At 69.0% G+C, this 21,132-nt stretch carries 19 protein-coding genes; 5 read left to right on the top strand and 14 right to left on the bottom strand.

The genetic code is table 11. From position 1 onward, the window contains the following. Positions 1-28: 28 nt before the first annotated feature. The 6 genes from dxr to FSZ13_RS04225 form a co-directional block, all read right to left on the bottom strand. Positions 29-1,219 (bottom strand): 1-deoxy-D-xylulose-5-phosphate reductoisomerase, encoded by a 1,191-nt coding sequence (dxr, locus tag FSZ13_RS04250; protein ID WP_145478149.1) that lies wholly within the window; start codon positions 1,217-1,219, stop codon positions 29-31. Between the two features lie 2 nt (positions 1,220-1,221). Next, positions 1,222-2,046 carry a phosphatidate cytidylyltransferase gene (locus tag FSZ13_RS04245; protein ID WP_145478148.1) on the bottom strand — a complete coding sequence of 275 codons (825 nt, stop codon included), beginning with the start codon at positions 2,044-2,046 and terminating at the stop codon, positions 1,222-1,224. Further along, a complete protein-coding gene (gene uppS / locus FSZ13_RS04240) occupies positions 2,043-2,813 on the bottom strand; it encodes a polyprenyl diphosphate synthase (RefSeq protein WP_145478147.1) in 771 nt (256 codons plus the stop codon). Before uppS ends, FSZ13_RS04245 begins: the two co-directional genes overlap by 4 nt. A 5-nt stretch (positions 2,814-2,818) precedes the next feature. Then, complete coding sequence (gene frr, locus FSZ13_RS04235; protein WP_145478146.1) at positions 2,819-3,373, bottom strand: ribosome recycling factor; 555 nt, start codon at positions 3,371-3,373, stop codon at positions 2,819-2,821. 92 nt (positions 3,374-3,465) lie between these two features. Further along, the gene (pyrH, locus tag FSZ13_RS04230) at positions 3,466-4,194 is read right to left on the bottom strand and encodes a UMP kinase (protein WP_145478145.1); all 729 of its coding nucleotides are present in this window, start codon (positions 4,192-4,194) and stop codon (positions 3,466-3,468) included. A gap of 124 nt (positions 4,195-4,318) precedes the next feature. Further along, a complete protein-coding gene (locus FSZ13_RS04225) occupies positions 4,319-5,818 on the bottom strand; it encodes a GGDEF domain-containing protein (protein ID WP_145478144.1) in 1,500 nt (499 codons plus the stop codon). A gap of 209 nt (positions 5,819-6,027) precedes the next feature. On the opposite strand from FSZ13_RS04225, the gene FSZ13_RS04220 reads away from it, so the two are divergent. Continuing rightward, the gene (locus FSZ13_RS04220) at positions 6,028-6,723 is read left to right on the top strand and encodes an AIM24 family protein (RefSeq protein WP_145478143.1); all 696 of its coding nucleotides are present in this window, start codon (positions 6,028-6,030) and stop codon (positions 6,721-6,723) included. 70 nt (positions 6,724-6,793) lie between these two features. Here FSZ13_RS04220 and tsf read toward each other — a convergent pair whose 3' ends face one another. From tsf to FSZ13_RS04180, 8 genes are all read right to left on the bottom strand, one after another. Next, the gene (gene tsf, locus FSZ13_RS04215; RefSeq protein WP_145478142.1) at positions 6,794-7,675 is read right to left on the bottom strand and encodes a translation elongation factor Ts; all 882 of its coding nucleotides are present in this window, start codon (positions 7,673-7,675) and stop codon (positions 6,794-6,796) included. 126 nt (positions 7,676-7,801) lie between these two features. After that, the gene (gene rpsB / locus FSZ13_RS04210) at positions 7,802-8,608 is read right to left on the bottom strand and encodes a 30S ribosomal protein S2 (protein ID WP_145478141.1); all 807 of its coding nucleotides are present in this window, start codon (positions 8,606-8,608) and stop codon (positions 7,802-7,804) included. A gap of 212 nt (positions 8,609-8,820) precedes the next feature. Beyond that, positions 8,821-9,552 carry a fimbrial biogenesis chaperone gene (locus FSZ13_RS04205; RefSeq protein ID WP_145478140.1) on the bottom strand — a complete coding sequence of 244 codons (732 nt, stop codon included), beginning with the start codon at positions 9,550-9,552 and terminating at the stop codon, positions 8,821-8,823. Beyond that, complete coding sequence (locus FSZ13_RS04200) at positions 9,531-9,827, bottom strand: hypothetical protein (RefSeq protein ID WP_145478139.1); 297 nt, start codon at positions 9,825-9,827, stop codon at positions 9,531-9,533. The genes FSZ13_RS04205 and FSZ13_RS04200 overlap by 22 nt, the downstream gene beginning before the upstream one ends. Before the next feature lie 39 nt (positions 9,828-9,866). Further along, a complete protein-coding gene (locus tag FSZ13_RS04195; protein ID WP_145478138.1) occupies positions 9,867-10,907 on the bottom strand; it encodes a Csu type fimbrial protein in 1,041 nt (346 codons plus the stop codon). After that, positions 10,904-13,285: a fimbria/pilus outer membrane usher protein gene (locus FSZ13_RS04190; RefSeq protein ID WP_428999965.1), complete on the bottom strand. Its 2,382-nt coding sequence runs from the start codon at positions 13,283-13,285 to the stop codon at positions 10,904-10,906. Before FSZ13_RS04190 ends, FSZ13_RS04195 begins: the two co-directional genes overlap by 4 nt. A gap of 7 nt (positions 13,286-13,292) precedes the next feature. After that, positions 13,293-14,048: a fimbrial biogenesis chaperone gene (locus tag FSZ13_RS04185; protein ID WP_260844080.1), complete on the bottom strand. Its 756-nt coding sequence runs from the start codon at positions 14,046-14,048 to the stop codon at positions 13,293-13,295. 7 nt (positions 14,049-14,055) lie between these two features. Further along, the gene (locus tag FSZ13_RS04180; protein ID WP_145478137.1) at positions 14,056-14,589 is read right to left on the bottom strand and encodes a Csu type fimbrial protein; all 534 of its coding nucleotides are present in this window, start codon (positions 14,587-14,589) and stop codon (positions 14,056-14,058) included. A 263-nt stretch (positions 14,590-14,852) separates the two neighbouring features. Between FSZ13_RS04180 and map the strand changes: the two genes are divergently transcribed. The 4 genes from map to FSZ13_RS04160 all read left to right on the top strand — a co-directional run bounded on the left by map (position 14,853) and on the right by FSZ13_RS04160 (position 21,116). Continuing rightward, on the top strand, positions 14,853-15,626 hold the full coding sequence (map, locus tag FSZ13_RS04175; RefSeq protein ID WP_222116589.1) for a type I methionyl aminopeptidase: 774 nt from the start codon (positions 14,853-14,855) through the stop codon (positions 15,624-15,626). Positions 15,627-15,628: 2 nt separating this feature from the next. Next, the gene (locus FSZ13_RS04170) at positions 15,629-18,268 is read left to right on the top strand and encodes a [protein-PII] uridylyltransferase (protein WP_145478135.1); all 2,640 of its coding nucleotides are present in this window, start codon (positions 15,629-15,631) and stop codon (positions 18,266-18,268) included. Then, positions 18,268-19,320 (top strand): 2,3,4,5-tetrahydropyridine-2,6-dicarboxylate N-succinyltransferase, encoded by a 1,053-nt coding sequence (dapD, locus tag FSZ13_RS04165; RefSeq protein ID WP_145478134.1) that lies wholly within the window; start codon positions 18,268-18,270, stop codon positions 19,318-19,320. The genes FSZ13_RS04170 and dapD overlap by 1 nt, the downstream gene beginning before the upstream one ends. A gap of 158 nt (positions 19,321-19,478) precedes the next feature. Continuing rightward, on the top strand, positions 19,479-21,116 hold the full coding sequence (locus tag FSZ13_RS04160) for a hypothetical protein (protein WP_145478133.1): 1,638 nt from the start codon (positions 19,479-19,481) through the stop codon (positions 21,114-21,116). Positions 21,117-21,132: the final 16 nt, after the last annotated feature.

The following is a 21,132-nucleotide window of genomic DNA, read 5'->3' as shown; positions in this document are numbered from 1 at the left end:
GGTCGCTGGTAGGGAGCGGGAAGGGCATTCAGGCGTGGTCGATGGCGGCTTGGGTGATCTGGCGGGCGCGCTGGTCGGCGTCCAGCAGGCCCTCCAGTGTATCGGCGGACGCTGCCGGCAGTGTTGAAAGTGCGTTAGCCACCAGGCTAGGAATCGCTAGGAAAGCGATCTGCCCCTGAAGAAACGCTGAAACAGCGACTTCGTTGGCCGCATTGAGGATGGCCGGGGCGGTGCCGCCCGCCGCCATCGCCTGCCAGGCCAGGGCGAGGCACGGGAATGCCTCGGTATCGGGCGCCTCGAAATCCAGGCGGCCCTGGGTCAGCAGGTCGAGGCCGCCGACCCCCGATTCGATGCGCTGGGGCCAGCCCAGGCCGACCGCCAGGGTCGTGCGCATGTCCGGCAGGCCCAGCTGGGCGAGGGTGGACCCGTCCACGAACTCGACCAGGGAATGCACCAGGCTCTGCGGGTGCACCAGCACTTCGATGCGTTCGCCGGGAATGTTGAACAGGTGGTGGGCCTCGATGACTTCCAGCCCCTTGTTCATCAACGTCGCCGAATCCACCGAGATCTTCGGGCCCATCGACCACTTCGGGTGGGCAACGGCCTGGGCCGGGGTCACCTCGGCCAGCTCGGCGCGGCGACGCCCGCGGAACGGGCCGCCGGAGGCGGTGAGCAGGATCCGGCGCACGCCGGCCTGGTCCAGGCTGGCATCGCGCGAGCGCAGGCACTGGAAAATGGCGCTGTGCTCGCTGTCGATCGGAATGATCTCGGCACCGGCGGCGTTGGCGCGGCGGGTCAACAGCGCGCCGGCGAGCACCAGCGACTCCTTGTTGGCCAGCAGGATGCGCTTGCCGGCGTCGGCCGCGGCGAGGGTGGACGACAGCCCGGCGGCACCGACGATGGCGGCCACCAGGGTGTCGCAGGCATCGCTGGCGGCCAGCTGGTCCAGCGCGGCAGCGCCGGCATGCGGCTGCGTGTCCAGGCCGGCCGCACGCAGGCCGTCGCGCAGCGCGGCGTAGTGCCGTTCATCCGCGATCACCGCGTGCAGCGGGCGATGCGCCACGCACAGGGCCAGCAGGGCCTGCACCTGGCTGCCGGCGGCCAGCACGGTGGCGCGGTAACGGTCCGGGTGGCGGGCGATGACGTCCAGTGCGGACGCGCCGATCGAGCCGGTGGCACCGAAGACGGCAACCCGGCGGAGGGAAGGGGTGCTGTGCATGCTCAGAACCCGAAGATTTCCTTGCCCAGCGCGAACACCGGCAGCGCGGCCAGCACGCCGTCGATGCGGTCCAGCACGCCGCCGTGGCCCGGGATGATGTGGCCCGAGTCCTTGGCGCCGGCATGGCGCTTGAGCAGGCTCTCGTACAGGTCGCCCAGTACCGAGGCGAAGACGCTGGCAACGGCGGTGATGACCAGCCCAACCACGTGCCCGCTGCCCACCCCGGCAATCCAGCCGAACAGCAGCGCGACCAGCACGCCGGCCAGCATGCCCCCGGCCAGGCCTTCCCACGTCTTGTTCGGGCTGATCCGCGGCGCCAGCTTGGTGCGGCCCAGGCTGCGCCCGGCGAAGTACGCGCCGGAGTCGGCGGCCCAGACCAGGGCCAGCGCGGTCAGCAGCCACAGGTGACCGTTATCGCCGCTGGCATGGATCAGCACCAGCGACGCCCACGCGGGGACGATCGCCAGGCTGCCGGCCAGCAGCTTGAGCGAACGCGCCGGGCTGCCCGGTTCGGCGCCGAAGGAGAAGAAGCGCAGCCACACCAGCGCCAGCAGCCACCAGCCGATGCCGACCAGCGCGGCGATCTGGTACAGCACCCGCGAGCCGGCGTCGGCCCACACGATGAGCACCATCAGCACCAGGTTCAGCACCAGCAGCACGGTGCGCGCCAGGGTGTCTTCCACGTCGGCCAGCTTCAGCCATTCCCACAGCCCGATCAGGAACACGGCGGCAGCGGCGGCGGCCAGCCACTGGGTCGGCAGCAGCAGGATGGCCGCGATGGCGAGCGGCGCCATGATCAGCGCGGCGATGACTCGGGTCTTGGTCATGGGGTGGAGGTCTCGGTGGCCAGGGCGGCGATCTGGGCGCTGGTCAGGCCGAAGCGGCGTTCACGTGCAGCGTAGGCGTCCAGCGCCTGCTGCAGGATGGCGGCGTCGAACTCGGGCCACAGCACCTCGGTGAACCACAGTTCGGTATAGGCCAGCTGCCACAGCAGGAAGTTGCTGACGCGGGTGTCGCCGCCGGTACGGATGAACAGGTCCGGCGCCGGCAGGTCGGCCAGGGCGACGCGGCTGCCGAGCAGCGCTTCGTCGATCTGCTCGGGCAGCAGGCGACCGGCCGCGACCTCGGCGGCCAGTTCGCGTGCAGCGCGGGCGATGTCCTGGCGGCCACCGTAGCTTGCGGCGATGCTCAGGGTCATGCGGGTGTTGCCGGCGGTGCGTTGTTCGGCCAGCTGCATGCGGCTGACCAGTCCGGCACCGAAACGCTCGCGTTCGCCGATGAAGCGCACGCGCACGCCGCGCCGGTGGAGCTCGTCCACCTCGCGGTCGAGGGCATTGAGGAACAGCTTCATCAGCGCGTCGACTTCGTCGCTGGGCCGGCCCCAGTTTTCACTGGAGAAGGCGAACAGCGTGAGCGCGGCGATGCCGCGCTCCAGGCAGAAATCGATGGTGCGGTTCACCGCGCGCGCGCCGGCGCGATGGCCGATCACGCGCGGACGGCGGCGCTTCTGTGCCCAGCGCCCGTTGCCATCCATGATGATGGCAACGTGGCGGGGCACGGCGGCGCTGGAGCTGCTGGTCGGGGCCTGTGTCATGTGGCTCAGACCGACATCAGTTCCTTTACCTTGTCGGCAACGACAGCGTCGATGTCCTTGCTCGACTTGTCGGTCAGCTTCTGGATGTCGTCTTCGCCACGCTTCTTGTCGTCTTCAGTGATCGCCTTGTCCTTGAACAGGGTAGCGACCGACTTGTTGGCGCTTTCGCGGATCTTGCGGATGGCGACCTTGGCGCCTTCGCCTTCCTGCTGCACCTGCTTGGCGAGCTCCCTGCGACGCTCTTCGGTCGGCGGCGGGAGGTTGACGCGGATCGTGGTGCCCATGGTGTTGGGCGTCAGCTCGGCGTTGTAGAGACCTTTTTCGATCTCCTTGATCATGCTCTTGTCGAACGGCGTGATCGCCAGCGAGTGGGCGTCCGGATTGGAAACGTTCGCCACCTGGTTCAGCGGGGTGTTCGGATTGCCGTAGGCGTTCACGGTGACCCGGTCCAGCAGCGCCGGCGAGGCACGTCCGGTGCGGATGGAAGTGAGGGTGTGCTTCAGAGCGTCGATGCTCTTGGCCATGCGCGTCTGCGCGTCCTGCTTGATATCGTTGAGCATCGCCCGAATCCTGGATGTCACTGGGAATCGGGCGATTATAGGCGAAATCCGGTGAACCCCGCCCGGTCGCGACCGGCGGGGCGGGAAGTGCCTCAGCCGGCGTCGCGGCCCCGGACCAGGGTGCCGATGTTCTCGCCATGCAGGATCTTCAGCAGTTCGCCCGGCTGGCCCATGTCGAACACGCGCAGTGGCAGGTCGCTGTCGCGGGCCAGCGCGAACGCGGCGGTATCCATCACTTCCAGGCCGCGGCGGATCACCTCGTCGTAGCTCAGGCTGTCGAAACGGACCGCGTCGCTGTACTTGTTCGGGTCCTTGTCGTACACGCCGTCGACCTTGGTGGCCTTGAGCAGCAGGTCGGCGCCGATTTCGATGGCGCGCAGCGCCGCACCGGAGTCGGTGGTGAAGAACGGGCTGCCGACGCCGGCGGCGAAGATCACCAGGCGGCCCTTTTCCAGGTGGCGGATGGCGCGGCGGCGGATGTAGTCCTCGCACACGTCGTTGATCTTGATCGCGCTCATCACGCGGGCCTTGGCGCCCAGCTTCTCCAGCGCGTCCTGCATGGCCAGGGCGTTGATCACCGTGGCCAGCATGCCCATCTGGTCGCCGGTGACCCGGTCCATGCCGCCCGCGGCCAGGCCGGCGCCGCGGAAGATGTTGCCGCCGCCGATCACCAGCGCCACTTCCGCGCCGGCCTGCTGGGCCTCGATCACTTCACGCGCCAGCCGGTTGATGACCTTGGGGTCGATGCCATAGTCCTCGTCTCCCATCAGCGCCTCCCCGGAAACTTTCAGCAGGATGCGGCGATAGGTGAGATTGGACATGGTGGCCTCTGGATGCGTGGAAAACGCGGAAATTCTACTGGAACCGGGGGCACTCGGCGCGGAATTTCTGCTGCGCTGCGGCGAAGGCCCGCCACGGCGCCCCCGCGTCGGTTCCTGACTCCATTCAGGCCGGGGCCGTGCTCGGCGAACGCGCGATCACCCGGTTGCGCCCCAGGTTCTTGGAACGGTAGAGCACATCGTCGGCCGCCTTCAACAGGTCCTGAACATCGGCAAAACGCTCATACCCGCCCTGGGTAGCCACGCCGGCGGAGAAGGTGACGAACAGCGGCCCGCTGTCCACCTCGGCCATGGGCGTGTTGACGATGCTGGCCAGCACCCGGCGCACCACTTCCAGCGCCACCGGCTCGGTGGTGTTGGGCAGCAGGGCGATGAACTCCTCGCCGCCGAAGCGGGCCACCGTGTCGCTGTTGCGCAGGTGCTCCTGCAGCTTGCCGGCGAACGCGCGCAGCACCTGGTCGCCGAGCAGGTGGCCGTGGGCGTCGTTGATTTTCTTGAAATCGTCCAGGTCGATGAAGGCCACCGACAACGGCCAGCCATGCCGGGTCGCGCGCAGGAACTCCTGTTCCAGCACCGCCTCGAGCTGGCGGCGGTTGAGCACCCCGGTGAGCGCATCGCGGTGGGCCTGCTCGGCCAGGCGGTTGGCGCGGGCCTCGAACTCGTCGGCGCGCTGCCGGGCCAGGGCGGCGTCCTGCATTTCACGCAGGTTGCGCAGGGTGGCCAGCTCCTGGGCATGGTCGATCAGCTGCTGCACCCGCGACGGCGAAATCAGCGTGGTCTCGAACAGCGCGCTGATCTCGGGCAGCGCCTCGCCGATCCGCGCCAGCACCTGGTCGAACTGCGCGCTGTCCAGGTTGAGGGTCTCGTGGACCCGCTGCAGGGCGTGCTCTCGAGCCGCATCCGCATCGGCGCTGAGCCAGATATCGGCCACGGCACCGGACAGCGCCACGCAGGCCTGGAACGTGTCCTCCGGGGTGGCCGGGGCTTCGCTGTGCGCGATGGCCTCGACCAGGTAGCGCGGCAGGTCCCACTGCTCGGCCATCCAGGCGCCGACCTCGGCATGGGTGCAGTCCAGCTGTTCGCGCTCCAGCGCCAGCAGCTGGTCGTTGTCGCCGGCCTGGCGCAGCAGCGGCAGGTAGCGCTCCGGCTCGCTCTGGGCCAGCACCAGCACGCCGATATCCTGCAGCAGGCCTGCCAGCATCAGTTCCTCGGCCTTGCGCAGGCCGCGGGCCTGGCCCAGCAGGCTGGCCGCCAGTGCGCTGAGGATGCTGCGCCGCCAGGCGCGCGCGCGCACGTCCTGGTCCTGGCCCGGCGCGCTGAGGTTCTGGGTGACGGTGAAGCCCAGCGCCAGGCTGATGGTGGCATTCAACCCCAACATGGTCAGCGCCTGGCCCAGGTTCTCGATCCGGCGGCGGCTGGCATACAGCGGCGAATTGGCGATGCGCAGCATGCGCGCGCTCAGCGCCATGTCGATGGCGATGACGTCGGCGGCGGTGGTGATGTCGGTTTCCGGGTCCTGCGCCAGTTCGATGATGCGCAGGGCAATACCGGGCGGCGAGGGCAGGTTGCGGCAGAGCGCCAGGACGGCTGTCAGCTCGGGAGGCATGATGGGAATACTGAGGTGATGTGGCAAGAATACATGGAGTACGTCACAGTTTTGAGTGTCCGCTCTTGCGTTCGGGTGGCGCGGGGCAGTGGCGTCTTTGGTACCACATCCGCCACCGGATGGGCGAGTGCCACCTGCCGGGCCGCCTGCTGCGCAGCCTGGCGTGGCGCGGGTACCATTCGCTTTCCCACAGAAAAGGATGCAGTCACATGGCGGTGAAAACGCTCAGCGAGTTCCTCTCCAGCACGCGCGAAAAAGACCTGGCTGCCGATGCGTTCGAGCTGGAAAGCCCGCACCTGCTGGAAGTCCGCGTGGACGGCCGGGTCTGGGCCAAGGCGGGCGCGATGGTGGCTCGCCTGGGGGCGGTGAAGTTCACCCGCCAGGGGCTGCTGGAGCAGGGCCTGGGCACGCTGCTGAAGAAGATGGTCAGCGGCGAGGGCCTGCAGTTGATGAAGATCGAAGGAAAGGGCCGGGCCTACCTGGCCGACGCCGGCAAGCAGGTGACCCTGCTGCGGCTGGCCGGCGAGTCGATCTTCGTCAACGGCAACGATGTGCTGGCCTTCGAGGACGGGATCGAATCGAAGATCACGATGATGCGCCGGGTGGCCGGCATGCTCTCCGGCGGCCTGTTCAACATGCGCCTGAGCGGGCACGGCATCGTGGCGATCACCTCGCACTACGAGCCGCTGACCCTGCCGGTGACCGCGCAGGGCGGACCGGTGTTCACCGACCCGAACGCGACGGTGGCCTGGTCCGGTTCGCTCACCCCGGACATCGTCACCGACATGACCTTGGGCACGCTGGTCGGCCGTGGTTCGGGTGAGACCCTGCAGCTGAAGTTCGCCGGCGAGGGTTGGGTGGTGGTGCAGCCGTACGAGGAAGTGACGTTCCAGGCGAAGGGCTGAGGCCTGCGCCACCCACAAAAAAAGCCCGGCGTGCGCCGGGCTTTTTCGTTTCATCGCCTGGGGCGATGGATCAGGCCAGGCCGGCCTGCTTCATCACTTCGGCGGCGTAGTCTTCATGCACCTTCTCGATGCCTTCGCCCACGATCAGCAGCTGGAAGCCAGCGACGTCGGCGTTGGCAGCCTTGACCACCTGCTCGACGGTCTTGTCGCCGTCCAGCACATAGCTCTGGCCGTACAGGGTCACTTCGCTGACGATCTTGTTGATCTTGCCGCTGATGATCTTTTCCAGGATGTCGGCCGGCTTGGACTTGTCCTTTTCGGACATCTTGGCCAGTTCGATTTCCTTTTCCTTCGCCACGAAGTCGGCCGGCACATCGCCCGCCTTGTTGTGCGGCGGCTTCAGCGCGGCAACGTGCATCGCCAGGCCGCGGGCCAGTTCGGTGTCGCCGCCGATCAGGTCGACCAGCACGCCGATCTTGCCGTTGGTGTGCACGTAGGCGCCGATGTTGCCGGTGGTGTCGACCTTGACCAGGCGACGGATCTGGATGTTTTCACCCAGCTTCTGCACCGCCAGGGCGCGGGCTTCTTCCACGGTCTGGCCGTCGGCCAGCGCGGCGGTCTTCAGCACCTCGACGTCAGCGGCGTCCGATGCCAGCGCGGCAGCGGCGACGGCGTCGACGAACGACTTGAAGTTGGTGTCGTTGGCGACGAAGTCGGTTTCCGAGTTGACTTCGACCAGCACGGCCTTGCCGCCGTTCTGGGCCAGGCCCACGCGGCCTTCGGCGGCGACGCGGTCGGCCTTCTTGTCAGCCTTGGCCGCACCCGACTTGCGCATCGCTTCTGCGGCGGCGTCGATGTTGCCATTGGCTTCGGTGAGTGCCTTCTTGCACTCCATCATGCCGGCGCCGGTGCGCTCGCGCAGTTCCTTGACCAGGGAAGCAGTGATTTCCACGGGAATTCCTCACGAAAGAAAGGGGTTGGGCCGGCATGTTGGCCGGCCCATGTGACACGGTCCTGTCATCGCGCCATCGGCAGCGGACAGGAGCGGTGGGCGCCGGGCGCCCACCGCGGGCCTGGATCAGGCCTGGGCTTCGCCCTTGTCGGCAGCAGCCTTCTTGGCCGGAGCGCGGCGGGCCGGCTTGGCTTCGTCGGCAGCGGCGGCGTCGGCGAAGTCTTCTTCACGGACGGTTGCAGCGTGCGGGGCGGCAGCCTTGCCTTCCAGCACGGCGTCGGCAGCGGCGCGGGCATACAGCTGCACCGCACGGATGGCGTCGTCGTTGCCCGGGATGGCGTAATCGACCAGTTCCGGGTTGTAGTTGGTGTCGACCACCGCGATCACCGGGATGCCAAGCTTCTTGGCTTCCTTGATGGCGATGTCTTCGTGGCCGATGTCGATCACGAAGATCGCGTCCGGCAGGCGGTTCATGTCCTTGATGCCACCCAGCGAGGCTTCCAGCTTGTCGCGCTCACGACGCAGGCCCAGCACTTCGTGCTTGACCAGCTTGTCGAAGGTGCCGTCGGTTTCGCCGGCTTCCAGTTCCTTCAGGCGGGCAACCGACTGCTTCACGGTACGGAAGTTGGTCAGGGTGCCGCCCAGCCAACGCTGGTTCATGAACGGCATGCCGCAACGCTCGGCTTCTTCGCGGATCGACTCGCGGGCGCTGCGCTTGGTGCCCAGGAACAGGATGGTGCCGCGCTTCTGCGCGATGCTGGAAATGAAGTTCATCGCGTCATTGAAGAGCGGAACGGTCTTTTCCAGGTTGATGATGTGGATCTTGCCGCGGGCGCCGAAAATGTACTGGCCCATCTTCGGGTTCCAGTAACGGGTCTGGTGGCCGAAGTGGACGCCGGCTTCCAGCATCTGACGCATGGTGACCTGGGGCATTGCAATACTCCTGATAGGGAACCGGCCGCCACGAATGATTGAGGGCGGTCCGCCGCAAGGCGGGAGGTTCCGGGGTTTGGCTTCCCTGTCGCTTCCGTGTCCGAACTCCTTGCGGAGCACCCCGGCACGGATGAGGGCGGCAGGTGTGTATTCACCGGTGACGTCCGGTGTTGACGGTTCCTGGCGCACGGGGCGCCGAGGGATCCGGTCGATTATAGCCCGGTGGGCGTCCCGGTTGCAATTGAAGGGGTCAGCGGCTCCAGCAGGCGTGACGCCTGGTCGCCGACGCGGGCGCTGAAACGCCCGTCGCGGTAGGCCGCGGCCGGGCCGGGCAGGATCCAGTGCCGGGTCTGGCCTGCCAGCACGTAGCCGGCCAGGCCGGGCAGGAGTGTCCGCGCCTGGCCGCTGTCGGCGATCCACGCCAGGTCGGCCAGGCGGGCGTGCCGGCCGCCGGCATTATGCAGCTCCAGTACCGCCGTATCGCCATCCTCGCGCAGCCGCACCGCCAGCGCCGGTCCCCGCGCGGGGGCGGTGCCGGCCACGAACACCGGCAGCGACAGCTGTACCGGCGGGTTGTCGGCACCCGCGCGCAGGATCAGCCGGTAGCCCTGTTCGGTGGAAGGGGCGGGGCCGGGACGCACCAGCCGCACCCGCTGCCGCCCATGCGGCGGCAGCTGCAGGTCGGCCGGGCTCACCACCAGATGCGTGGCCGGCTGCAGACGCTCCTCGTCCGGTCCCTGTTCCCAGGCGTACAGGCGGGCCTGGCCGCCCCACGGCAGCGCGCTGTCGTTGTACAGCCAGAGCTCGGCATGCGCCTGCCCCGGCGCCAGGTCCACCCGCAGCGGCGACACCTCCAGCGCCCGCGCCGGGCCGCCCAGCAGCAGCGCGACCAGCAATCCGCCCAGGCGCGCGGCGCCGGCCATCAGAAGGTCAGGGTCTGCCATGCGCGCGGTTGCGGCTCGCCGTCCGGCGCGGGGGTCAGGGCCTGCACCTGCGGCGGTGGCGCTGCCGGCGCGTCGCTGCGCTGGTGCGCCGTGGCGCAGCCGGCGGTGCCGGCATCGTCCTGCACGCGGCAGGCGTCGACCACCCGCAGCTGGATGCGCAGTCCCGTCGCCGCTGCGCTGGGCAGGGGTACGGGTACGGATTGAGCCTGTGCAGCCGCCAGCGGGGCCAGCAGCGCCAGGCCGACGAGGGCGGCGACACGGCGACGGAGAGTCATGCCCAGCCTTATCGGCCGGCCACCGCGGCACTTGATGCCTCAATAGGTGATGGTCACCTTGATCTGGTCGCTGTAGCTGCCCGCGGCCACCGCGCCGCTGGTCGGCGGGGCGCGGCCATACACGGTCAGGGTCTGCGCCGCGCCGGTACCGGTACCCGACGCCAGGTCGACGTTGGCGGTGCTGCCCCAGCGCTGGGTGCGCGCGCCGTCCCGGTAGAGCTCGTAGGGAATGAACCACGCGGGATCGGTCTCGTGCCGCATCCGGCGCACCGCACCGTTGGCATGCAGACCGTTGTCCAGCGCGATGGTGTAGGCGGTGCGGTTGATGCAGGTCAGCCCGATGGTCGAGGTGCGGTCGATGTTGCCGGTAACCGCGCCGGCATTGCTGCCGAAATCCATGTCGGTGGTGACGTAGGCGCTGCATTGCGGCAGCACGTTGGCGGTGACCGTAAACGGGAAGCCGCCGGTCGCGACCTTGTGCCCGGTCACCCCGGCCACGCTGGTGCAGGCCGGTGGCGCGGTCGCGGTGCCCAGCAGTACCTCGTTGAACGCGTATTCGAGGCGGACATCGCCGCCACTGAACGCGCTGCTGTACGCGCCGGCCGACAGCGTCTGTCCGGCCGGGATGCGCCCGTAGATGGTCACCGACACTGCGCCGCTGCCGCCGGTCAGCAACGGCACGTTGTAGTTCAGGTCCACCACGCGCGGGGCCGGCGTGGCGCCGGGAGTCAGGCCCCAGATCGTGCTGTACGCCGACGTGGTGAACAGCTGGTAGTTCAGCGGGTCGCCACTGGCGTTGGTCATCCGCCGCAACGGCGACAGCGTGGTGCCGGTGGTGCCCGCGCCGATGCCGAGACAGGCGCGCACCGAGGCGGTGGCCAGCAGGCTCAGCGCCGTGGTGCTGCAGGTGATGGTGAAGGTGGTGGTGGTGAACACCGGTGCTGCCGCCGCATTGGCGACATTGCCGAACGCGGCGGTCACCGGCGTGGTCGTGGTGCAGGTGGTGTCGGCGCGTGCGCTGCCCACGGCCAGCAACGTGGCCATCGCCAGCAGCGCCGCCAGCAGCAGGCGGGCGCTCATGGCCCGGGCTCCGGCTGGCAGCGCAGCGGTCCCAGTCGCAGCGCGGTGCCGGCGTCACCCTCGGCGACCGGAACGCTGACCGTGCAGCGGCCAGCGTCGGTGTCCACCCGCAGCAGCGCCCGGCCCGGCAGGTCCTCCAGGTAGACCTCGCCGCCATACCCCACCGTGGCACGTCGCTGGTCGGGCAGGGACACCTGGCTGCCGGCGGGCAGCGGCTGGTCGCCGCTGTCGTGCAGCACCAGGGTGATCGCGCGGGTGCGGCGCAGGCCGAAGTCCACGCCCAGCCCGGCGCTCTGGCGTGGCGTGACCTGGGCGTCCACGCGGTCGGCGCGCAGGTCGGCAGGCAGGTCCAGGGTGTCGATCGAAATGCGGTTGCGCTGCCACGACAGCAGTGGCGTCACCAGCAGCAGGCCGTTCTCGTCGGTCACCCCGATCGGGCGGTTTTCCAGCCGTACCGGTACCCCGCCGAACCCGCCCGTGGACACCACCGCGAACGCATCCGGTACCTCGCGTGCGGCAAACACATGGCCGCCCATCCAGACCAGGCTGCCACTGGCATTGGCGTAAGCGAAGCTGGCGTCGCCCTGGCGCGCCGCGCCCAGCGAGTAGCGGCCCACCCGGTTCAACCAGCCCACTTCGGCCAGACCGCCGGTGCCGTCGTCGCCGTGCCGCGCCTGCGCGCGCCAGCCGAAGCCGCCCTCGCTGCCGTCGCCGGGAACGGGTTTGGACACGTCCACGGTGTACAGCATGCGTTCGCCATTGCGCTGGGCGGCCACGCTGCTCTGGCGGTTCTGGCCCAGGCTGGCGGTGATCGACAGGTACACGCTGCGGTCGGCGCTCTCGTCCAGGTTCTGGTTGAACGAGGCATACGCGGACCAGCGCTCGGAAAACGTGCGGTTCCAGAACACGCTGGCGTAGCGGCGGTCGTCGCCGTCGGGGTAGGACAGCCGCAGGTAGCTGGCGCTCAACGCGCCGAAGCGGCCCAGGCTGGTGCCGGTGGTGACCTGGTCGGTGACGTCCGGAGGGCGCGCGCCCTGCAGGCTGCCCAGGTCCTGGAACTGGCCGTGCGTGCGCAGGGTGGACGCATTGACATTGAACATCCGGTTGTTCCAGCTGTAGCCCAGCGCCCACTGGCCGCCGTCGCGGCCGTCGCGTCGGCTGCGCGCATACGACGCGTTGAGTACCCCGGCCAGGCCCAGCTGCCACCAGCCGCCGGCCCCGGCGCTGGCGACCCCGCCGCCGCCCTCGGCGTGCAGCTCGGCGGTGAAACGATTGCTCACCCCGCGCCGCCAGGTCGCGCTGCCCACGGTCGCGCTGTCATAGGAAAACGAGCGGATGCCATAGTCGCGGCGCATCCGGCCGACGCCGGCCGACCAGTCCGAGAGCCCTTCGGCGAGCAGCTGCTGGGTGCCGTAGAACGAGAAATCCAGGGTCTGCATGCGGCCGTAGGCGTCGGTGATCACGACCTGGGCATTGCCGGTGCCGCTGATGCCCGGTTGCGCGCCAAGCTGGAACGGCCCCACCGGCACCTCGCCGTTGTACTGGCGCAGGCCATCGACGTAGAGCTCCACCGTCGACGGCACCACCGCTTCGCCGAGGAAGCTCGGGGTCGGGGTCAGCACGCGGTACGGCTGCAGCCCGTAGTTGCGTCCCACCTGGATGCCGCCCATGCGCACCGGTCGGCTCCAGTCGACGAAACCGCTGAAGAAGTCGCCGACGGTCAAGGTCACCGCGCTGTCGGGAAAGTCCAGCTGCCACGCGCTGTCCAGGCGCACGCTCTCGCCGCGCCAGTCGCGCCCGTCGTCCTGGTAGGTGCGCAGCAGCTGGGTGCTGCGCAGGATCCCGCGGCCAAGCCCGAATACACGCCATTCGGTGGTCAGGGCCAGGTTGCCCGCGTCCTCGTTCTGGCTGGCGTAGAGGTCGTAATTGAGCAGCGCGCCCGGCGAGGCGCTGGCACTGGAGGCGGTGGGAAGCGCCTGTCCCAGTTCGGTGGTGGGCAGCGACAGCTGCTCGAGCGGAACCTCCAGCGCCAGGGTCTGCAGCCCGGCGTCGTAGCGGACCACCACGCCGCTGATCTGCGCCAGCGGCACCGGTGCATCGCCGCGTGCGCCGAACCCCAGCTGACGCAGCACCGAGGGGTCCGCGCGCAGCTGTCCGCCTATCTCGGTGAACGGCAGCAGGCCGCGGGGGCTGCCGTTGAGGGTCACCTCCAGATACAGCGTCTGCGGTGCGGTCAGCGGGGTCGGCGCGGGCAACATGACGTCGTCGGCGGCGGAGACGCCGATGTCCGCCACGCTGTCCAGTGGCGCGTCCGCGGCGCTTGCCGCCCCGCCCGGCATTCCAGACGAGACCGCTCCGGCAGCCAGGGCGACGCGCATGCAGGCCTCAGCGAGCCGGTGGCGTCGAAGACAGTGGCGTGGCTTGCGAGGCGCCATTGATCTTTGCCGAAAGGGTCGCGCCGGAGAGTCGGCCTGCGGGGAGGTCCAGCGGCCAGCGCATGGTCTGGCCGCCGAGGACGTAACCGACCAGTCCGGGCTGGAATATCTGTGGCCGCTCCAGCGTGCCTACCGCCAGGTCGGCCAGCTGGGCGTAGCCCGCGCCCCGGTTGTGCACCTCCAGTGCCGACGAGCCGTCGGGCTGGGTGACCACGCTGGCCTGCAGGTCCGGCGGTGTCGCCTCGCCGTCCGGTTGCACGAACACCGGCAGCGAATAGCGCAGGACGAACTGCATGCCCTGCCGGCCCGGGTCCAGCTTGGGCACCTCATCGACGATGACCCGGTAGGACAGCTGGCTCGCCGGCGGCTGCGGCACCGCGCGGACCACCCGGATCAGCTGCTGCTGGCCGGCGGCAAGGGCCTGCATCGGCGGGCTCACCACCAGGTCCGTGGTGGGCTCGAGGGTGTCGCGTCCGTCGACCTGGGTCCAGCGGAACACCCGCGCCTGCACGTCCACCGGTTCGGTGCCGCTGTTGCTGATCCACAACGCTTCGGCGTTCTGCCGCGCGCCGAGCTGGAGCGAGGTCGGCGCCACCTGCAGGCTGGCCGCCCGGGCAGGCGGCAGTGCCAGGGTCAGTCCGACCAGGGCGCCGACGCACAGCTTCGCCGTGGCGCGCATGGCGCGCCCGTGCATGCGCTGGAACATGGCGACCTCAGTAGGTGATGGTGGCGGTGACGGTGTCCTGGTAGGTACCCGTCGCGGCGTTGTTCACGCTGGGATTGGCGACCTGGCCGTAGATCGGATACGCCTGCGCCAGCCCGGTGCCGATTCCGGCCACGGTGTTGGTGCCTGCCGTCGCCCCCCACACCGTGGTGCGCGTGGCGTTGGAGTAGAGCTGATAGCCCACGAAATTATTGGTGGTCACCGTGGTGTCGGTGTTGCGCATGCGACGCGTGGTGACGTCGTTGGCCGTGCCCGCATTGGTGCCGGCGTTGAGGGCGATGGTGTAGGGGGTCAGCGCCGAACACTGGGCGGTGACCGACCCCTGCGCGTTGATCGGCGTGGTCGCCGTGGACAGGGCCGAGCCGAAGTCCACATCGGTGGCCGCGGCGGCCGTGATGGTGCAGGCCTTGGTGATGATCAGGCGGACGTTGAAGGTGGTCGTGTCGGCGGCCATGGCGGGGGAGGCCAGAGCGGCCAGGCCAAGGCCGATCAGCAGGGGACGCGGGGCGCGAAGGAATCGCATGGTCTTCTCCTTGGACGGGGGTCCTGGATGAACGGATCGATGCCGGCGTACTGCAGGGGGAGGGCGCCAGGGGCGGCGCTGGGTTCCTTATAAAAGCAGGCCTGTTGGTGAGATGTGACGGAAATTGGCCAGTTATCACAGTTTTTACGTTGCAGGCCCCCAGGGGCGCACGGCCCGCGCCACCCCCGTGGACCCGAACCTGCGCTGTCAGCGTTCTGCCGGCTTCGGTTCAGAATGGGCCCGGATCGGCGATAATGGCCGTCATGAGCGTGAATCTGAAAACCCCCGAGGAAATCGAACTGATGCGCGTCGCCGGCCGCCTGGCCAGCGAAGTGCTCGACATCGTCACCCCGTACGTGAAGCCGGGCGTGACCACTGAAGAGCTGGACCGCATCTGCCACGACCACATCATCAACGTGCAGAAGGCCACTCCGGCCAATGTCGGCTACCGGGGTTTCCCGAAGACGGTGTGCACGTCGGTCAACAACGTCATCTGCCACGGCATCCCGAGCGAAGCCAAGGTCCTCAAGGACGGCGACATCGTCAACATCGATGTCACCGTGATCAAGGACGGCTGGCACGGCGACACCAGCCGCATGTATTTCGTCGGCACGCCGTCGGTGATGGCGCGGCGCCTGGTCGAGGCGACCTACGAAGCCATGTGGCGAGGCATCCGCGCGGTCAAGCCGGGCGCCACGTTGGGCGATATCGGCCATGCGATCCAGAGCTACGCCGAAGGCGAGCGCTTCAGCGTGGTGCGCGAGTACTGCGGCCACGGCATCGGCAAGGTCTACCACGACGAGCCGCAGGTGGTGCATTACGGGCGCCCGGGCCAGGGGCTGGTGCTGCAGCCGGGCATGACCTTCACCATCGAACCGATGATCAACGAGGGCACCCGCTACAACAAGGTGCTTCCGGATGGCTGGACCGTGGTCACCAAGGACCGCAAGCTGTCGGCACAGTGGGAGCACATGGTCGCGGTCACCGAGACCGGGGTGGACGTGCTGACCCTGTCGCCCGGCGAATCGCAGGTCTGAGCATGCTGCCGGCGAGCCCGACCCTGGACGCGCCGGCCGACGCCGTCGCCGACCCCGAGTGGGCGGCGGAAGCCCGCCAGACCCTGCAGCAGGCCGACGCGCGGCTGTACCGCCGCTTCGACCAGGGCGACAACATCGAGCGCCTGCTGGCCTTGCGCGCACGCGCGGCCGACCACCTGATCCGCCTGGCCTGGCAGCGCTGCATGCCGGCCGACCATGGCCTGGCGCTGTTCGCGGTCGGCGGCTACGGGCGGGGCGAGCTGTTCCCGCGCTCGGACATCGACCTGCTGGTGTTCGGACCGGAGGCTGCCCAGCGCACCCATGAAGCGGCGCTGGCACGTCTGTTCGCGCTGCTGTGGGATTGCGGGCTGCCGGTCAGCCACGCGGTGCGCTCGGCGCAGGCCTGTGTGCAGGCCAGCGCCGACCAGACCGTGTTGACCGCCCTGATCGAATCCCGCCCGCTGCTGGCCGACGAAGCCGCGCGGCAGGCGTTGAAGCAGGCCGTGAACAGCGACGGCCTGTGGCCGCCCCGCGACTTCTTCCTGGCCAAGCGCGAGGAGCTGCTGGCCCGGCACCAGCGCTTTGGCGACACCGCCGACAACCTGGAGCCGGACATCAAGGACGGCCCCGGCGGCCTGCGCGACCTCAATACGCTGGGCTGGATGGCGCTGCGCGCCTTCGGCGTGCGCGAACTGGAAGCGCTGGTCGGGCTGGGCCATCTCGGCCCCGACGAGGCGGTCGCGCTGCGCCGCGAGCGCTGCGCGCTGGCCCAGCTGCGCTTCGGCCTGCACCTGGTCGCCAACCGTCCAGAGGAGCGGCTGCGTTTCGATTACCAGAAGACCCTGGCGACCCGGCTCGGCTTCGACGACGACGTGGAAAGCCTGGCGGTCGAGAAGATGATGCAGGGCTTCTACCGCAGCGCGACCGTGGTGCGGCGGATCAGCGACCGCCTGCTGCAGCGTTTCGAAGAGCAGTTCGACGGCGAGGCCGTGCCCGAGCCGGTCAGCGTGGGCTTCTCGCTGCGCCGCGGCTACCTGGCCGCCAACGATCCGCAGTGGCCGCAGGGCGACATCGAGCAGGTGTTCGCGCTGTTCGCCAGCTGGGCCTACAACCCCGACGTGCGCGGCCTGCATTCGCTCACCGCGCGGGCGCTGGCCGAAGCGCTGGCGGAGCTGCCGGCGTACACCGAGGCCAGCACTGCTGCGCGCGAACAGTTCATGACCCTGCTACGCAGCCCGCGCGCGGTGGATACGCTGGCGCGCATGGCCCGCCTGGGCGTACTGGGGCAATGGATTCCCGCCTTCGCGCAGGTGTCCGGGCGCATGCAGTTCGACCTGTTCCATGTATACACCGTCGACCAGCACACCTTGATGGTGCTGCGGAACATCGGCCTGTTCGCCAGCAGCCGCGCCGACGAGCGCTTCTCCATCGCCCACGAGGTCTGGCCGCGGCTGCGCAAGCCGGAACTGCTGTTGCTGGCCGGGCTGTTCCACGACATCGCCAAAGGCCGTGGCGGCGACCATTCCGAACTCGGCGCGGTGGATGCCCGCGACTTCTGCCAGGCGCATGCGCTGAGCGGTTCCGATACCGAACTGGTGGCCTGGCTGGTCGAGCAGCACCTGCGCATGTCGGTCACCGCGCAGAAGCAGGACATCTCCGACCCCGACGTGATCCACCGTTTCGCCACCCTGGTGGCCAGCCGCGACCGCCTCGACTACCTGTACCTGCTGACCTGCGCCGACATCGCCGGCACCAGCCCCAAGCTGTGGAATGCGTGGAAGGATCGGCTGCTGGCCGACCTGTACTTCGCCGCGCGCCGGGCGCTGCGCGATGGCCTGGAAAACCAGATGCCGGCCGCCGAGCGCGTGCTGGAGGCGCGTGAGAGCGTGCGCGCGTTGGTGCGCGAACGCGGCTACGACGACGCCACCATCGACCGCCAGTTCACGGTGATGCCGGACGAGAGCTTCATCCGCCTGCGCCCGGAGCAGCTCGCCTGGCAGGCGGCGGCGCTGGTGCCGATCAAGCAGGGCCAGACCCTGGTCAAGGTGCGCCGGATCACCGCCGACGACGATGCGCTGGAAGTATTCGTGCATTCGCCCGACCGCGACGGCCTGTTCGCGGCCATCGTGATGACCCTGGACCGCAAGGGCTACGGCATCCATCGCGCGCGCGTACTCGACGGCCCGGTCGACACCATCTTCGATACCTTCGAAGTGACCCCGGCCGACAGCTTCGCCGACGGCGATGCGCCCCGCCTGGAAGCGGCCCTGCGCGAGGCGCTGGCCGGCGACCTTGGGCGACTGCGTCCGTCGCGGCGGGTGGTGCCGCGCCAGCTGCGGCATTTCCGCTTTGCCCCGCGCATCGAATTCCGCGACGCCAACGACAATGACACCGGCGGCACCCGTTTCAGCCTGGTCGCCCCCGACCGCCCGGGGTTGCTGGCCGACGTCGCCTTCGTACTGCGCAACCAGGGCCTGCGCGTGCATGACGCGCGCATCGCCACCTTCGGCGAGCGCGCCGAAGACATGTTCGTGATCAGCGATGAACACGACCGCCCCCTGACCGAAACCGCCAGGCAGCAGCTGCAGGACGCCATGCTGGCCTGCCTGGACCCTGATCGAAAAGCCGGAGACCCCCACTGATGGCCACCAAGCCTGCCAAGAAGACCGCCGCCAAGACCGCGGCGGCCAAGAAGACTGCTGCCGCCGCTCCGGCGGTGAAAAAGACCGCCGCGAAGAAGACAGCGCCGGCGGCGAAGAAGGCCCCGGTCAAGAAGAGCGCGGCCAGCAGCGCTGCGGAAACCGCTGCCAAGCGCGCCGAGAACATCGCGCGCAAGTCGCTGCGCAAGCCGGCCACGCCGGGCGTGGAAGAGCTCAAGTTCGGCATCGAGAGCGCCTTCGAGCGCCGCGCCACGCTGACCCTGCACGAGATCGAAGGCTCGACCAAACCGCTGGTGGGCCGCGTCATCGATGGCCTGGAAACCGGCGAATTCCGCGTTGCCGAGCCGGACGGCCATGGCGGCTGGAAGGTCAACGAATGGTTGAAGAAGGCGGTGCTGCTGTACTTCCGCGTGAATGACATGGCGGTGGTCGACGCGCGCCCGGCGCCGTTCTGGGACAAGGTGGAATCGCGTTTCGCCGGCTTCGATGAAGCGAAGTTCCGCCGCGCCGGCGTGCGCGTGGTGCCAGGTGCGATCGCGCGTCGTGGCAGCTACTTCGGCAAGGACGTGGTGCTGATGCCGAGCTTCACCAACATCGGCGCCTACGTCGGCGAAGGCACCATGGTCGACACCTGGGCCACGGTCGGTTCGTGCGCGCAGATCGGCAAGCATTGCCACCTGTCCGGCGGTGCCGGCATCGGTGGCGTGCTGGAACCGCTGCAGGCCAGCCCGACCATCATCGAAGACCACTGCTTCATCGGCGCGCGTTCGGAAGTGGTGGAAGGCTTCGTGGTCGGCCACCACAGCGTGATCGGCATGGGCGTGTTCCTGGGCCAGAGCACCCGCGTGTACAACCGCGCCACCGGCGAAATCAGCTACGGCTCGGTGCCGCCGTACAGCGTAGTGGTGTCCGGGCAGCTGCCGTCGAAGGACGGTTCGCACTCGCTGTACTGCGCGGTGATCGTCAAGCAGGTCGACGCCAAAACCCGCAGCAAGACCAGCGTCAACGAGCTGTTGCGCGGCCTGGCCGACTGACCGCCTGACGCAATCGGGGCATCGCCACGGTGCCCCGTGACGCTTTCACCGCGCGCTTTGGCGCGGCTTCGCAAACGCCGTCACAGCTTGGCGCCGCCGTCGCCCGGACCTCGTCCGGGCAGGCCTATGCTGCCGTTCTCCTGGCAGAAGGGTCGTGCATGGAAAACGTCAGTAACGCAGTGTCGGTGATCCGCCCGCTGGTTCGTCCGGTGCCGCCGCTCCGCGCGGTCCACGCAGCGCCGCCCGGGGCCGTCGTCCCGACCCATATCCAGAATGCGTCGGGGGTCGCCGGTCTCCATTCCGCCGACCTCACTGCGGCGGACATCGTCACCGCGCTGTACGAAAGAATAGTGAAACAGGGCGACCTGTCCAGCATCGACGCCGACCTGGACACGCTGTCGCAGGTGATGGCCGCCAGCGTCGGCTTCGGTGATGCCGAAGACGACCGGCGCGCGCCCAACATCCAGCTAGGAAAAGCGCTCAACATCCTGTGCCAGCTGGTGCGGCGCAGCGCGGCGCTGCCCTGCGAGGGCGAACGGCTGGTGCGCACGACCCAGCGCTGCGTGGAGGTGGTCAGGGCACGCCAGGAATACACGTTGGAGAATGTAAGCGTGATCATGTTCCACCTGGGGGAGCTGATCAATCATCCACCGCTGCAGGCGCGCTGCGCGGCGACGATCAGCGAACACCTGGCGCCAATCTTCGAGGCGCTGCTGCGGCAGCATCCGATCCACGCGATTGGCGGTGCGACGCTGGCGTTCGGCCTGGTCAGCGCCCTTCGCGCCTCCGAACAGCAACTCGTCCGGCGGATCGGCGCGCCGCTTGCGCGCCCGGCCGCCGACAGCCTGCTGCTGACCGTGCCGGCGCTGCTGGAAGCGCAACCGGACCTGCTGCTGGGGTGGGAGAGTCGCACACTGGCCCTGGTGGCCAAGTACGGCGTACAGTACCTGCGCCGGCTGGCACAGTTGAGCCGGGGCAGCGGGCGATTCGCCCAGAGCAACGCACTGCAGATCAACGCTGCGCGCGCGCTCAAGCCGATCATCGAGGAGGCCCGGCTGCCTTCGCGGGGTATCTGGGACCAGCGCGACGGGGAGTACCGTGGCATGGGCCAGGACAAGCAGCTCCGGGACTACCTTGCCTACGCTACGCACTACTACTGCCGATGGTTGGCGCAGCAGAAGGACTGGGTGCGGACGCGGCTGGCGCTGCGGGAAGCCCCGCGTGGCCCCCTGGCAGGCAGTCCCACAGATGGCCGCAGTTTCGCCAACGTGGTGCTGCGGGGCAGCGCGCTGGCGGAGGCGTCCGAGGCGGCGGCGGTGACGCCACCGCCCTTCCTCGCCACCTCGGTCCGCCGACCCCTGACCACCGAGATCACGCACCTTGAACCACCGAGTGCGTTGGCCCGCTTCAGCCAGGCCGCCGGCGAGCTGGTGCGGCTGGGCGACGAAGGCGACCGCTTCGATCGTGAAGCTGCCATCGCGGCCTGCAACGCGTTGATCGCGTCCATTGCGTCAGGACGCACCCGGTTGAGCGCCACGTCGCGCGTGCAGATGCTGCTGGACATGGACGCGGTGTGCATGCGCCTGTACGCGGCCGATCCGTGGGACGCGCCGCAATACCAGTGGCAGCTGTCGAGCATGCGCGGCTTCATGACCACGCAGCTGGCGCTGCTGGTCGACGCAAAGGGCAGGCCGCTGCTGGGCTGGGACGTGCCGTCTGCCACCGGACTGTTCTCCTGGCAGCGCACGCTGCTGCTGGAGCTCACCGACCACGCGGAAAAATCGGCCGCGTCGTGATCGGTGCGGCACTATA

Source organism: Stenotrophomonas rhizophila (assembly GCF_007667275.1).
In the GTDB taxonomy this organism is placed as follows: Bacteria; Pseudomonadota; Gammaproteobacteria; order Xanthomonadales; family Xanthomonadaceae; genus Stenotrophomonas; species Stenotrophomonas maltophilia_AE.
This window is presented reverse-complemented; position numbering and strand designations above follow the sequence as displayed.

Excerpts from the sequence above, each read along its gene's own strand:
- dxr (WP_145478149.1), bottom strand. The coding sequence starts at position 1,219 with ATGCACAGCACCCCTTCCCTCCGCCGGGTTGCCGTCTTCGGTGCCACC.
- FSZ13_RS04245 (WP_145478148.1), bottom strand. The coding sequence starts at position 2,046 with ATGACCAAGACCCGAGTCATCGCCGCGCTGATCATGGCGCCGCTCGCC.
- uppS (WP_145478147.1), bottom strand. The coding sequence starts at position 2,813 with ATGACACAGGCCCCGACCAGCAGCTCCAGCGCCGCCGTGCCCCGCCAC.
- frr (WP_145478146.1), bottom strand. The coding sequence starts at position 3,373 with ATGCTCAACGATATCAAGCAGGACGCGCAGACGCGCATGGCCAAGAGC.
- pyrH (WP_145478145.1), bottom strand. The coding sequence starts at position 4,194 with ATGTCCAATCTCACCTATCGCCGCATCCTGCTGAAAGTTTCCGGGGAG.
- FSZ13_RS04225 (WP_145478144.1), bottom strand. The coding sequence starts at position 5,818 with ATGCCTCCCGAGCTGACAGCCGTCCTGGCGCTCTGCCGCAACCTGCCC.
- FSZ13_RS04220 (WP_145478143.1), top strand. The coding sequence starts at position 6,028 with ATGGCGGTGAAAACGCTCAGCGAGTTCCTCTCCAGCACGCGCGAAAAA.
- rpsB (WP_145478141.1), bottom strand. The coding sequence starts at position 8,608 with ATGCCCCAGGTCACCATGCGTCAGATGCTGGAAGCCGGCGTCCACTTC.
- FSZ13_RS04205 (WP_145478140.1), bottom strand. The coding sequence starts at position 9,552 with ATGGCAGACCCTGACCTTCTGATGGCCGGCGCCGCGCGCCTGGGCGGA.
- FSZ13_RS04200 (WP_145478139.1), bottom strand. The coding sequence starts at position 9,827 with ATGACTCTCCGTCGCCGTGTCGCCGCCCTCGTCGGCCTGGCGCTGCTG.
- FSZ13_RS04195 (WP_145478138.1), bottom strand. The coding sequence starts at position 10,907 with ATGAGCGCCCGCCTGCTGCTGGCGGCGCTGCTGGCGATGGCCACGTTG.
- FSZ13_RS04190 (WP_428999965.1), bottom strand. The coding sequence starts at position 13,285 with ATGCGCGTCGCCCTGGCTGCCGGAGCGGTCTCGTCTGGAATGCCGGGC.
- FSZ13_RS04185 (WP_260844080.1), bottom strand. The coding sequence starts at position 14,048 with ATGTTCCAGCGCATGCACGGGCGCGCCATGCGCGCCACGGCGAAGCTG.
- FSZ13_RS04180 (WP_145478137.1), bottom strand. The coding sequence starts at position 14,589 with ATGCGATTCCTTCGCGCCCCGCGTCCCCTGCTGATCGGCCTTGGCCTG.
- map (WP_222116589.1), top strand. The coding sequence starts at position 14,853 with ATGAGCGTGAATCTGAAAACCCCCGAGGAAATCGAACTGATGCGCGTC.
- FSZ13_RS04170 (WP_145478135.1), top strand. The coding sequence starts at position 15,629 with ATGCTGCCGGCGAGCCCGACCCTGGACGCGCCGGCCGACGCCGTCGCC.
- dapD (WP_145478134.1), top strand. The coding sequence starts at position 18,268 with ATGGCCACCAAGCCTGCCAAGAAGACCGCCGCCAAGACCGCGGCGGCC.
- FSZ13_RS04160 (WP_145478133.1), top strand. The coding sequence starts at position 19,479 with ATGGAAAACGTCAGTAACGCAGTGTCGGTGATCCGCCCGCTGGTTCGT.